At 73.7% G+C, this 13,008-nt stretch carries 6 protein-coding genes; 1 reads left to right on the forward strand and 5 read right to left on the reverse strand.

Annotation, left to right across the window (positions count from 1 at the left end):
- Positions 1–203 precede the first annotated feature (203 nt).
- The 4 genes from glgB to ABTZ17_RS25570 all read right to left on the reverse strand — a co-directional run bounded on the left by glgB (position 204) and on the right by ABTZ17_RS25570 (position 8,149).
- The gene (gene glgB / locus ABTZ17_RS25555; protein WP_502994843.1) at positions 204–2,522 is read right to left on the reverse strand and encodes a 1,4-alpha-glucan branching enzyme; all 2,319 of its coding nucleotides are present in this window, start codon (positions 2,520–2,522) and stop codon (positions 204–206) included.
- Between the two features lie 254 nt (positions 2,523–2,776).
- Positions 2,777–4,153 (reverse strand): maltokinase N-terminal cap-like domain-containing protein, encoded by a 1,377-nt coding sequence (locus tag ABTZ17_RS25560; RefSeq protein WP_352198049.1) that lies wholly within the window; start codon positions 4,151–4,153, stop codon positions 2,777–2,779.
- Between the two features lie 151 nt (positions 4,154–4,304).
- Positions 4,305–6,149, reverse strand: coding sequence for a maltose alpha-D-glucosyltransferase (treS, locus tag ABTZ17_RS25565; protein ID WP_502994844.1), 1,845 nt, complete (start codon positions 6,147–6,149; stop codon positions 4,305–4,307).
- Positions 6,146–8,149, reverse strand: a complete 2,004-nt coding sequence (locus ABTZ17_RS25570) for an alpha-1,4-glucan--maltose-1-phosphate maltosyltransferase (protein WP_352198050.1) — start codon at positions 8,147–8,149, stop codon at positions 6,146–6,148. Before ABTZ17_RS25570 ends, treS begins: the two co-directional genes overlap by 4 nt.
- A 500-nt stretch (positions 8,150–8,649) precedes the next feature.
- On the opposite strand from ABTZ17_RS25570, the gene glgP reads away from it, so the two are divergent.
- On the forward strand, positions 8,650–11,307 hold the full coding sequence (gene glgP / locus ABTZ17_RS25575) for an alpha-glucan family phosphorylase (RefSeq protein WP_352198051.1): 2,658 nt from the start codon (positions 8,650–8,652) through the stop codon (positions 11,305–11,307).
- A gap of 37 nt (positions 11,308–11,344) precedes the next feature.
- On the opposite strand, the gene ABTZ17_RS25580 is transcribed toward glgP, so the two are convergent.
- A complete protein-coding gene (locus ABTZ17_RS25580; protein WP_352198052.1) occupies positions 11,345–12,778 on the reverse strand; it encodes a nitronate monooxygenase in 1,434 nt (477 codons plus the stop codon).
- Positions 12,779–13,008 lie beyond the last annotated feature (230 nt).

The raw sequence follows: 13,008 nt of genomic DNA on the forward strand, positions 1-13,008 counted from the left end.
CCCCGAACCCCCGTGCCACCGTACGGAACGGGACCCCCGCGCACGGGGGGCCGGGGTCCCGTTCCCCTCCGCGCGCGCCGCACCCAGTCTCCCCGGCCCGACCCGCCAGGACCAGTCCCGGGTCGGCCCGGACCCGTGGACGCCCGCCGGGCGGGGCGGGCGGCGGACGCCGCGGCCGCCCCGCCCGGCCGCCCGGGCGTCCCTCACACCGGCCGGAACCAGACCGTCGACAACGGCGGCAGCGTCACCCGCACGCTCAGCTCCCGGCCGTGCGAGGCGATCGGCTCGGGCCGGATCCAGCCACGGTTGACCACCCCGCTGCCGCCGTACCGGCCCGAGTCCGTGTTCAGGGCCTCGGTCCAGGACCGGACCCCGTCCGGCACCCCCAGCCGGTAGTCGTGCCGCACCACCGGCGCGAAGTTGCTGACGCACAGCAGCGGGGAGCCGTCCGCGGCGAACCGCAGGAACGCGAAGACGTTGTCCTCGGCCGCGTCCCCGGCCACCCAGGCGAAGCCCTCCGGCACGGTGTCCCGCTCCCACAGCGCCGGGGTCCGCCCGTACGTCCGGTTCAGGTCCCGCACCAGCCCGCGGATCCCCAGGTGGTCCGCGGAGGCCCCGTACGCCGGGTCCACCAGCCACCAGTCCGGCCCACTGGCCTCCGACCACTCCGCGCCCTGGGCGAACTCCTGCCCCATGAAGAGCAGTTGCTTGCCGGGGTGGCCCCACATGAAGCCCAGGTACGCCCGGTGTCCGGCCCGCTGCTGCCACCAGTCGCCCGGCATCTTCGACACCAGCGACCGCTTGCCGTGCACCACCTCGTCGTGCGAGATCGGCAGCACGTAGTTCTCGCTGTACGCGTACACCATCGAGAAGGTCATCTCGTGGTGGTGGTACTTGCGGTGCACGGGCTCGTGGGAGACGTACTCCAGCGAGTCGTGCATCCAGCCCATGTTCCACTTCAGTCCGAAGCCCAGCCCGCCGCCGTCGGTGGGTCGGGTCACGCCCTCCCAGGCCGTGGACTCCTCGGCGATGGTCACCACCCCCGGGCAGCGCCGGTAGACGGTGGCGTTCATCTCCTGGAGGAAGGCCACCGCGTCCAGGTTCTCCCGGCCGCCGTGCTCGTTCGGAGACCACTGCCCCGCCTCCCGGGAGTAGTCCAGGTAGAGCATCGAGGCCACGGCGTCCACCCGCAGCCCGTCCAGGTGGAACTCCTCGCACCAGTACACGGCGTTGGAGACCAGGAAGTTGCGGACCTCCTTGCGCCCGTAGTCGAACTCCAGCGTCCCCCAGTCCGGGTGCGCGGCCCGGAGCGGGTCCGCGGGCTCGTACAGGGGCCGTCCGTCGAACTCGGCCAGCGCCCACTCGTCGCGCGGGAAGTGCGCCGGCACCCAGTCGAGGATCACTCCGATCCCGGCCCGGTGCAGCGAGTCCACCAGGAAGCGGAAGTCGTCGGGGCCGCCCATCCGGGACGTCGGAGCGAAGAAGCCCGTCACCTGGTAGCCCCAGGACCCGCCGAAGGGGTGCTCGGCCACCGGCATCAGCTCCACGTGCGTGAAGCCGAGCTCCTTCACGTAGGCCGGGAGCTGTTCGGCCAGCTGTCGGTAGTTCAGCCCCGGCCGCCAGGAGGCCAGGTGCACCTCGTACACCGAGAACGGCGAGGTGTGGGCGGGTCGGGCCGTGCGGCCCGCCATCCACTCCTCGTCCCGCCACGCGTAGTGGGAGACCGTGACCACCGAGGCGTTGGCCGGGGGCACCTCGGTGTGCCGGGCCATCGGGTCGGCGCGCAGGCTGTGCGAGCCGTCCGGCCGCGCGATGTCGAACTTGTACAGCGTCCCCTCGCCCACCCCCGGCAGGAACAGCTCCCAGACGCCGGTGCCGCCGAGCGAGCGCATCGGGGAGGCGGTGCCGTCCCAGTGGCAGAAGTCCCCGGTGACCCGGACCCCCTGGGCGTTGGGGGCCCACACCGTGAACCGGGTCCCGGTCACCCCCTGGTGCTCCATCACCCGGGCCCCGAGGGCGTTCCACAACTGCTCGTGCCGGCCCTCGCCGATGAGGTGCAGGTCCAGTCCGCCGAGGGCGGGCAGGAAGCGGTACGGGTCGTGGAGTTCGATCTCGTCGGCCTCCTCCGGGGCCGTGGCCTCCTCGTCCCCGTACCGCACCAGGAGCCGGTAGTCGGGGACCTCGGCGATCGGGAGCAGGCCGGAGAACAGCCCGTCGCCGTCGTCGTGCAGCGGGGCCCGGAGCCCCTTGGCCACGATGGTGACCGACTTCGCGTACGGTCGCAGGGCCCGGAACAGCACCCCGCCGCGCTGCACCCGGGCCCCCAGCAGGGCGTGCGGGTCGTGGTGCCTGCCCTCCAGCAGTCGGGCCCGGTCCTCGGAGCCCAGGGCCGGGCCCGGTCGCACCCCGTTGCGGGCGGCGGTGCGGCGGCGGGCCGGGGGCGTGCGGGGGCCGTCCGCCACGGGCGGGGCGGCTGCGGCGGCGGTCTCGACGGCGGCGGTCGACGGCTGAGCGGGGCTCACGGGGGCGGCCTCCTCGGGCTGCGGGGCGGGGGAGAGGGGTGGGGCATGAAGGGTGAAGGGGTGGGTCGAGGCACTCGGGGTACTCGGGGTGATCGGGACGGGAGCGAAAGGGCGAGAAAGGCGGATAAAAGGGAACCGGAAGGGACGGGTGGGTCCCTTGCGGAATAGGGGAACCAGGGGTGCCCGGTCGGGTCACGAGGCCCCGATGACGGGGTCGTGCTGGCGGCGCCGGGGTCGGCGGTCGCGCGTCGGGGTCACGGGGTCGGTCCCGGTCCGGCACCCGCCAGCCGGCGGATCGCGGCCAGGGGCACGTGCAGCCAGTCCGGCCGGTGCCGGGCCTCGTACCGGGTCTCGTAGACCGCCTTGTCGGTCTCGTAGGCCCGCAGCAGCACGGCGTCGGCCCGCGGATCGCGCCCGGTTGTCCGGGCGTACCCCGAGCAGAAGGCGTCCCGGCAGGATTCCGCCCACGACGGGTCGAAGGGGTGGTGGGAGCGGGCCGCGTAGTCGAAGGAGCGCAGCATTCCGGCGATGTCCCGGACGGCCGGCTCGGGCCGTCTGCGTTCCGAGAGCGGCCGGGCGGGCTCCCCCTCGAAGTCGATCAGGGACCAGCCGCCGCCGGTGGTGCGCAGGGTCTGCCCCAGGTGCAGGTCCCCGTGGATCCGTTGGGCGGGCACCGACAGTCCCCGGGCCGCGGCCAGATCGTCGAAGGCGGCCCGCAGGCCGGCCTCGTACGGGCGCAGGACCGGCACCTCCCGGGCGGTGGCGGCCAGTCGGGCCGTCATCCCGGCGGCCAGCAGCGCGGTGCGCTCCGGGCCCAGGGCCACCGTGGGCAGGGCCCGGGCCAGGGCGGAGTGCACCTCGGCGGTGGCCCGGCCGAGGGCGTGGGCCTCGGAGGTGAAACCGTTCCCCGAGGCGAGCCGGCGCAGGGCCAGCTGCCATCCGTCGTCGGAACCGCGCAGGTAGGGCTGGAGCACGCCGAGCGTGAGCGGTTCGGAGTCGGGCAGCTCCGCCTCGTACCAGGCGACGGGCGCGGGCACCCGGGCGCAGCCCGCCCCGGCGAGGGCGCGGGGCAGTTCCAGGTCCGGGTTGAGGCCGGGCCCCACCCGTCGGAAGACCTTCAGGATGAACGAATCTCCGTAGATGAGGGAGGAGTTCGTCTGCTCTCCGGAGAGCGGGCGCGGGGTCAGTCCGGCGGGGACGGGCGCGGCCGGGTCCCGGCCGAAGCGCAGCGGGCCGAGCGGGCCCGGGGACCGCAGGCGCTCCAGCAGCAGGGCGGCGAGCCGGGGGTCGCCCAGCGCCTCGTAGACCGTGAGCCCGGCGTAGGGGCCCGAGCCGGCGTGGCCGATCAGGGTGGCGGCGAGGGCGGGCGGCAGGGTGGGCCGGAGCCCCAGCAGCAGCTGGTAGCAGTCCTCGTCGATGCCGAGGAGGAGGTGGAGCAGGCCGGGGGAGCTGCCCACGGGGGGCAGTACCTCGGTGGCGGAGACCAGGCGCATCCGGTGGATGGCCCGGCCCTTTCCGGCGAACCAGCGCTGCCGTGGCAGCCAGGTCCGCAGCATGGGTTCCAGGGGGCGCAGCGGTCCGGCCGTGTGACGGGCCGCCGCACGGCTCCGGGCGGAGGCAGCCTCCGACATGGCATCGCGTCCTTTCGCCGGGCCCCGCCCGGGGGGCGGGGGTCTCGGGTGGCGTCCTGAGCCGGCGGACGAGCGTGCGCCGGCCCTGGCCGTGCGGATGTGCGGGTTGGTGCGGACCGGGACCGGGAGGCGGCGGACCGCCTCCCGGGGATCAGGCCCGGGGGGTGGCGGGGCGACCGTTTCCGGGGGTGCCGGAGGGGCCGCCGGTGCGGGTGGCGCCGGTGGTGCGCGGGTCCGCGGAGGGGGTGCCCCCGCCGGCCGCGCCGACGTCGGCCCGCTCGGGGCGCCCGAGGGCGCCGCGGGTCTCCTTGCGCAGGCGGAACCAGTAGAAGCCGTGCCCCGCGAGGGTGAGCAGGTACGGCCATTCGCCGATGGGCGGGAACCGCACCTCACCGGTCAGCTCCACCGGGACCCGGCCCTGGAAGGAGCGCAGGTCCAGCTCGGTGGGCTGGGCGAACCGGGAGAAATTGTGCACGCACAGGACGAGGTCGTCGCCGTGTTCGCGGAGGAAGGCCAGGACCGCCGGGTTGGAGGACGGCAGCTCGGTGTACGAGCCCAGTCCGAAGGCGGGGTTCTGCTTGCGGACCTCGATCAGTCGGCGGGTCCAGTGCAGCAGCGAGGACGGCGAGGTCATCGCCGCCTCGACGTTGGTGACCTGGTAGCCGTGGACCGGGTCCATGATGACGGGCAGTCCGAGCCTGCCGGGGTCGCAGGAGGAGAACCCGGCGTTGCGGTCGGGGGTCCACTGCATCGGGGTGCGGACCCCGTCCCGGTCGCCGAGCCAGATGTTGTCGCCCATGCCGATCTCGTCCCCGTAGTAGAGGACGGGGGAGCCGGGCAGCGACAGCAGCAGCGCGGTGAACAGCTCGATCTGGTTGCGGTCGTTGTCGAGGAGGGGCGCCAGGCGGCGGCGGATGCCGACGTTGGCCCGCATCCGCGGGTCCTTGGCGTACTCCGCGTACATGTAGTCGCGTTCCTCGTCGGTGACCATCTCCAGGGTCAGCTCGTCGTGGTTGCGCAGGAAGATGCCCCACTGGCAGCCGGAGGGGATCGCCGGGGTCTTGGCCAGGATCTCCGAGACCGGGTGCCGGGACTCTCTTCGCACCGCCATGAAGATGCGCGGCATCACGGGGAAGTGGAAGGCCATGTGGCACTCGTCCCCGCCCTTGTCGAAGTCCCCGAAGTAGTCCACCACGTCCTCGGGCCACTGGTTGGCCTCGGCCAGCAGCACGGTGTCGGGGTAGTGGGCGTCGATCTCGGCCCGGACCCGCTTGAGCAGCTCGTGGGTGCGGGGGAGGTTCTCGCAGTTGGTGCCCTCCTCCGCGTACAGGTAGGGGACCGCGTCCAGCCGGAACCCGTCGATCCCGAGGTCCAGCCAGAACCGCAGGGCCGAGACGATCTCCTCCTGGACGGCCGGGTTCTCGAAGTTGAGGTCCGGCTGGTGCGAGAAGAAGCGGTGCCAGTAGTACTGCTTGCGCACCGGGTCGTAGGTCCAGTTGGAGGTCTCGGTGTCGACGAAGATGATGCGGGCGTCCTGGTACTGCTTGTCGTCGTCGGCCCACATGTAGTAGTCCCCGTACGGCCCCTCCGGGTCGGTGCGGGACTGCTGGAACCACTCGTGCTGGTCGCTGGTGTGGTTCATGACGAAGTCGATGACCACCCGCATGCCGCGCTGGTGCGCCGCGTCCACGAACTCCACGAAGTCCGCGAGGTCCCCGAACTCCGGCAGCACCGCGGTGTAGTCGGAGACGTCGTAACCGCCGTCCCGCAGCGGTGACTTGAAGAACGGCGGCAGCCAGAGGCAGTCCACGCCCAGCCACTGGAGGTAGTCGAGCTTGGCGGTCAGGCCCTTGAGGTCGCCGACGCCGTCGCCGTTGCTGTCGTGGAAGGAGCGGACCAGGACCTCGTAGAACACCGCGCGCTTGAACCAGTCCGGGTCGCGGTCCTGGGCGGGGGTGTCCTCGAAGGTGTCGTGGACGGGGTCGTTGATCGTCATGAGGTGGATGACCCTCCGGTCGGCGGGGACGGGCGCAGCGCGGCGAGCACGTGCGCGGGCCGGGTGCCCGGTTCCAGGCGCACGTAGTTCGCCCTGCCCCAGTGGTACGTCTCGCCGGTGAGCTCGTCGCGGACGGCGAGGGACCCGTGCCAGTCGAGTCCGAGTACCGGCATGTCCAACGAGACGGTCGCCTCCTGGGTGTGGTGCGGGTCCAGGTTGACGACCACCAGTACGGTATTGCGGCCCCCCGGGCCCTCCGCCGCCTTCGAGTAGGCGATCACCTGCTCGTTGTCCGTCTCGTGGAAGTGGACGTCGCGCAGCTGCTGCAGCGCCGGGTTGCGGCGGCGCAGCCGGTTCAGCGCGGTGATGAGCGGCGCGATGGTACGGCCCTCGCGTTCGGCGGCGGCCCAGTCGCGCGGGCGCAGCTGGTACTTCTCCGAATCGAGGTACTCCTCGCTGCCCGGGTGCAGCCCGGCGTTCTCGCAGAGCTCGTAGCCGGCGTAGACGCCCCAGGTCGGGGAGAGGGTGGCGGCGAGCACCGCCCGCACCTCGAAGGCCGGCCGGCCGCCCTCCTGGAGGTAGGCGTGGAGGATGTCGGGGGTGTTGACGAAGAAGTTGGGCCGCATCACCGCGGCCGAGTCCCCGGCCAGCTCGGTCACGTACTCGGTCAGTTCCCGCTTCGAGTTCCGCCAGGTGAAGTACGTGTAGGACTGCTGGAAGCCCACCGCGGCCAGTGCTCGCATCATCGCGGGACGGGTGAACGCCTCCGCCAGGAAGATGACGTCGGGATCCCTCCGGTTGATCTCCGCGATGACGCGTTCCCAGAAGACCACCGGCTTGGTGTGGGGGTTGTCCACCCGGAAGATGCGCACCCCGTGCTCCATCCAGTACCGCAGCACGCGCACGGTCTCCTCCACCAGGCCGTCCATGTCCCGGTCGAAGTCGATCGGGTAGATGTCCTGGTACTTCTTCGGAGGGTTCTCCGCGTAGGCCACGGTGCCGTCGGGCCGGTGCCGGAACCACTCCGGGCACTTCTCCACCCAGGGGTGGTCCGGCGAGCACTGGAGGGCGAAGTCGAGGGCGATCTCCAGACGCAGGCTCGCGGCCTTCTGCACGAAGCGGTCGAAGTCGGCGATGGTGCCCAGGTCCGGGTGGATCGCGTCGTGCCCGCCCTCGGGGGAGCCGATGGCCCAGGGCACGCCCACGTCGTGCAGGCCGGCGGTCAGGGAGTTGTTGGGGCCCTTGCGGTGGGTGTGGCCGATGGGGTGGATCGGCGGCAGGTAGACCACGTCGAAGCCCATCGCCGCCACCGCCGGCAGCCGCTCCGCCGCGGTCCGGAAGGAGCCGCTGACCGGCGGCTTCCCCTCCTCCACCACGGCCCCCTCGGACCGCGGGAACAGCTCGTACCAGGCCCCGTACAGCGCCCGGCGACGCTCCACCAGCAGCGGCAGCGGCTTCGAGGCGGTCACCAGCTCGCGGTACGGGCGGGCCGCGAAGGCCGCGTCCACCTTCGGGTCCAGGGCGGCGGCCAGCCGTTCGGCCGGGGCCCGCTCCTCGTCGCGCAGGATGTCGGCGGCCGCCAGCACGTGCTCGCGGCCGTCCTTCTTCGGGATCTTCGCGGCGGCCCGCTCGTAGAGCTCGGCCCCCTCCAGCAGCACCAGCCCGGTGTCGATCCCGGCGGGGATCTTGATGCCGGCGGTATGGCGCCAGGAGGAGACGGGATCGCTCCACGCCTCCACGGTGTAGGTCCACCGGCCCTCGGCGGAGGCGGAGATCCGGGCCCCCCACCGATCGGTGCCGGGGGCCAGCTCCGTCAGCGGGACCGGGGGCTGGAGACGGCCCTGCGGATTGCGCAGGACCACGTGGGCGGCCACGGCGTCGTGGCCTTCGCGGAACACGGTGGCGCTCACTTCGAACGCCTCGTCCACCACCGCTTTCGCGGGGCGTGTGCCGCAGTCGACGGCAGGGCGGACGTCCAGCACGGGAATGCGACCGATCATGGGATCACCTGGGGGCTCATCGCGGGCTTTGGGTGCTGACCTGTGTCGGTGACCGACAGCTGTGCACGCTCTGTTCGCTCTGTTTCTAGCCGCTCGGTACGCGGCAGGGCGGCGGGCATCGCCGCTCCTGTCCGCGTTCACCCGGGTGGCGGGAAAAGGGAGTCGGGGCTGTGCCGGGGGCCGTACCCGGGGAGCCCTTCCCCCGCTCTTGCTCCGGCAATCCGTTCCGAACCCACCTACTCACAAGAAACCGAGATGCCCTATTCCGCCCGCACATGCCACGCCCACAGCCCCCCGAACGGCCCCCTCCCGCCCGCCCCACCGGCCGGGCCCGGACACGGCTCCGCCGCCCCGCCGGCGCCGGCTCCGGTGGGTCGGGGCGGGCGGGGGTGGGCAGGGTTGGGGGTGGGTGGGGGCGGAAAGGCTTGGTCGGGTGAAGCCCGGGGGCACAACGCCGTGCGTCCGCTCCGATCGGTCCTTCCCCTGACAAGGTGGAACACGTGAAGGCTATCCGTCGATTCACCGTGCGCCCCGTCCTGCCGGAACCCCTGCTGCCGCTCCACCACCTCGCGCGGAACCTGCGCTGGTCCTGGCACGCCGAGACCCGGGAACTCCTCCAATCCGTCGACCGCGAGGGCTGGGTCCGGGCGGGCGGTGATCCCGTCCGGCTGCTCGGCTCCGTCTCCGCCGACCGGCTCGCCGAACTGGCCCGCGACCGCCGCTTCCTGCGCCGCCTGGCCGCCGCGGCGGCCGACCTGGACGACTACCTCGCCGGGGAGCGCTGGTACCAGACCCGCGAATCCCCGGCCGACCTGCCCGCCGCCGTCGCCTACTTCTCCCCCGAGTTCGGGATCACCGCAGCCCTGCCGCAGTACTCCGGCGGGCTCGGGATCCTCGCCGGCGACCACCTCAAGGCCGCCAGCGACCTGGGCGTCCCCCTCATCGGCGTCGGACTCCTCTACCGGCACGGCTACTTCCGCCAGTCCCTGTCCCGGGACGGCTGGCAGCAGGAGCACTATCCGGTCCTCGACCCCAACGAACTGCCCCTGGACCTGCTGCGCGCCGGGGACGGCTCCCCGGCCCGCGTCACCCTGGCCCTGCCCGGCGGCCGCAGCCTGCACGCGCACGTCTGGCAGGCCCGGGTGGGCCGGGTCCCGCTGCTGCTGCTCGACTCCGACGTCGAGGACAACGACCCCGCCGCCCGCGAGGTGACCGACCGCCTCTACGGCGGCGGCAGCGACCACCGGCTCCTCCAGGAGATGCTGCTGGGCATCGGCGGGGTCCGTGCCGTCCGTACCTACTGCGCCCTCACCGGCCACCCCGAACCCGAGGTCTTCCACACCAACGAGGGCCACGCCGGATTCCTCGGGCTGGAGCGCATAAGGGAACTGGAGGGGGAGGGGCTCGGCTTCGACGCGGCCGTCGAGGCCGTCCGCGCCGGGACGGTGTTCACCACCCACACCCCCGTGCCCGCCGGGATCGACCGCTTCGACCGGACGCTGATCACCCGTCACTTCGGCGACGGCGGGGAACTCGCCGGCATCCCCGTCGAGCGGATCCTGGAGCTGGGCCGTGAGAGCTACCCGGGCGGGGACCCGGGGGTGTTCAACATGGCCGTGATGGGGCTGCGGCTGGCCCAGCGGGCCAACGGCGTGTCCACGCTGCACGGGGCCGTGAGCCGGGGGATGTTCGCCGGGCTGTGGCCCGGGTTCGACGCCGAGGACGTGCCGATCACCTCCATCACCAACGGGGTGCACGCCCCGACCTGGGTGGCCCCCGAGGTGATCCGGCTCGGCGCCCGGCAGATCGGCGCGGGCCGCGCCGAGGACGCCCTGTCGGTGGGCGGTTCGGCGCGCTGGGACGCCGTCGCGGACATCGCCGACCACGAGATCTGGGACGTGCGCCGGGTGCTGCGCGAGCAGCTCGTGCAGGAGGTCCGGGAGCGGCTGCGGGCCTCGTGGCGGCAGCGCGGGGCCGGGGACGCCGAACTGGGCTGGGTGGACGGGGTCCTCGATCCCGACGTGCTCACCATCGGCTTCGCCCGCCGCGTCCCCTCCTACAAGCGGCTCACCCTCATGCTGAAGGACCCGGAGCGGCTGCGCAGGCTGCTGCTGGATCCGCAGCGGCCGGTGCAGATCGTGGTGGCGGGCAAGGCCCACCCCGCCGACGACGGCGGCAAGCGCCTGGTCCAGGAGCTGGTGCGGTTCGCCGACGACCCGCGGGTCCGGCACCGCATCGTCTTCCTGCCCGACTACGGCATGGCCATGGCGCAGAAGCTGTACCCGGGCTGCGACGTCTGGCTGAACAACCCGCTCCGCCCCCTGGAGGCCTGTGGCACCAGCGGGATGAAGGCCGCGCTCAACGGCTGCCTCAACCTGTCGGTGCTGGACGGCTGGTGGGACGAGTGGTTCGAGCCGGACTTCGGCTGGGCCATCCCCACCGCGGACGGCCACGGCACCGACGAGGAGCGCCGGGACGAGGTGGAGGCCGCCGCCCTGTACGAGCTGATCGAGCAGCGGGTCGCCCCCTGCTTCTACGACCGGACCACCCGGAACGGGGGCCCCGGCAACGGCGTCGCCCTGCCGGTGCGCTGGATCGAGATGGTCCGCCGCACCCTGGTGTCGCTGGGGCCGAAGGTGCTGGCGGGCCGGATGGTCCGGGAGTACGTGGAGCGGCTGTACGCCCCCGCGGCCCGGGCCCACCGGGCGCTGGGTCCGGAGGAGGCGCGGGAGCTGTCCGCGTGGAAGTCGCGGGTGCGGGCGGCGTGGCCGCGGGTCTCGGTGGACCACGTGGAGACCGCCACGGCCGCCCCGCTGGACGGCACGGCGGAGCTGGGCGCCACCCTCACCCTGCGGGTGCAGGTCTCCCTGGACGAGCTGGCCCCGGAGGAGGTGGAGGTACAGGTCCTGGCGGGCCGGGTGGACCCGGCCGACGTCATCACCGGTGCCCGCGCCTTCCCGCTGAAGCCGGCGGCCGGACCGGACCTGGACGGGCACTGGGTGTTCGAGGGCCCGCTCGCGCTGGACCGCACCGGTCCGTTCGGCTACACGGTGCGGATCCTGCCCGCGCACCCGCTGCTCGCCGATCCCGCCGAGCTGGGGCTGATGGCGGTCCCGCCGCCGCCGGTCGGCGACGGTCCGGGCATGGTGCTGCGGTAGCGGAGCCACGGGCCCCCGTCCCCGGGCCGTGCGCGGCTCAGGGGGCGGGGGTCAGCCATGCCACCACCTCGGCGGCGGTGTAGGGGGCGCCGTCGGGGGAGAGGGCGGAGAGGAAGGACAGGTCCTTGCCGATGGTCACCAGCGGGGGTTCGGTCCGGCCGCCGGGTCGGTGCTGGGCCAGTCCGACGGTCGCGAGCAGTCCGTTGCAGAGGCAGTGCTTGCCCTCGGCGGCGGCGGGGTCCCCGCCCTTGCGGACGTACGCGGCCACCGGTTCGGCCGCGCACCGGTAGGCCAGGCCCCGCGCGCCGCGCACGGGGGTCCGCAGGAAGCCGAGGTCGCAGACGCGGCGCCGGGCGGCGGCCACCTCCGGGTCGGCGACGGTCCCGGGCAGGTCGGCGATCTTGAAGGGGAAGGCGGTGGGGGAGGCGTCGGGGTCGTTGCGGACCCGCAGGGTGCCCGCCCGGGCCCGCTCGCGCAGCTCCGCCCGCAGCGGGGGGAGCATCCCGGACTCCTCGCAGAGCGCGAAGGCGCTGCCCACCTGCACCCCGGCGGCGCCCGCGGCCCGGGCCGCGGCCACCGCCTCCGGTCCCGCCTGACCGCCCGCCAGCCAGAAGGGCAGCCCGAGGGCGGCCATCCGGGCCAGGTCGGGGTGGTCCTTGGGTCCGTACACGGGCTCGCCGTCCGCGTCGAGGTGCAGCGGGCCGCGGGGCGGGGCGCTGTGGCCGCCGGCGGAGCTGGTCTCGATGACGAAGCCGTCGGGGCGGGTGGCGGGGTCCCGGGCCAGGTAGGCGGCGAGCACGGGCAGCGAGACGATGGCGAGGACCCGCGGGCGGCGCAGTGGTCCGGGCAGGTGGCCGGCGAGCAGGGCGAGCGGGTCGAAGAGGTGGGGGTGGGGTTCCTCGTCCCCGTCCACCGCGATCGGGGTGACGCAGCGTTCGTAGCGGGAGAGGGCGTCGGCCAGGGCGGGGATCCGGCCGGGGACGCCCGCGCCGACGAGCACGGTGTCCACCCCGGCGAGCATGGCCCCGAAGAGGGCGGGGGCGGTGGCCAGCTGGATCTTCTCCAGGTAGTTGATGCCGACGGTGCCCTCGTGGCCCTCCTTGGCCAGCCACACCTCGACGAAATTGCCGAGGACGGTGAGCAGTTCGGCCTGGGCTCCGCCGGTGGCGCGCAGCCGGGGGGTGGTGCGCATCGGCTCGCCTGGGGCGCGGCCCTCGGGCCGGAAGTAGCAGTCGAGGGCGGTCTGCGCGAGTTCGGGGAGGGGGAAGGCGGCCAGCGCGCGGCGGGCGTGGCCGCCGGGGTCGCCGTTCTGGAGCACCCGGGCGAGGACCACGTCGAGGGCGGTGCCGGAGACCACGCCGAGTTGTCCGGTGCGGGCCACGGCGGAGGCGAGCCGCCACCCGGAGACGGCGACGCCCATTCCGCCCTGGATGAGCCAGGGGCGTGCGGTGTCGGGGCGGGGCTCGGGCATGGCGTCCTCCGGTCGACCGAACCTACGGTTCCGTAGGTTCGCTGCGACCAGTCTTCCGCCGGGGCGGGCCCGGGGAAGGTGCCGAAGGTCCCGGAGGGGCGGGCCACCGGTCCCCGCTTCGGACCACCGTGGAGCCCGGTGGCGCGCGGGAAGCGCCGTCCCGCCGCCCGGTCGATGCGGGCCACGACGGCGCGGACCTGCTCGGGGTCGAGGTGGTCGGCCACCAGGGC

It is taken from the genome of Streptomyces sp. NPDC097619, from assembly GCF_040302735.1.
In the GTDB taxonomy this organism is placed as follows: domain Bacteria; phylum Actinomycetota; class Actinomycetes; order Streptomycetales; family Streptomycetaceae; genus Streptomyces.

Bases quoted from the DNA above. Each gene is read 5' to 3' on its own strand.
- ABTZ17_RS25570 (WP_352198050.1), bottom strand. From the start codon at position 8,149: ATGATCGGTCGCATTCCCGTGCTGGACGTCCGCCCTGCCGTCGACTGC.
- ABTZ17_RS25580 (WP_352198052.1), bottom strand. From the start codon at position 12,778: ATGCCCGAGCCCCGCCCCGACACCGCACGCCCCTGGCTCATCCAGGGC.
- treS (WP_502994844.1), bottom strand. From the start codon at position 6,149: ATGACGATCAACGACCCCGTCCACGACACCTTCGAGGACACCCCCGCC.
- ABTZ17_RS25560 (WP_352198049.1), bottom strand. From the start codon at position 4,153: ATGTCGGAGGCTGCCTCCGCCCGGAGCCGTGCGGCGGCCCGTCACACG.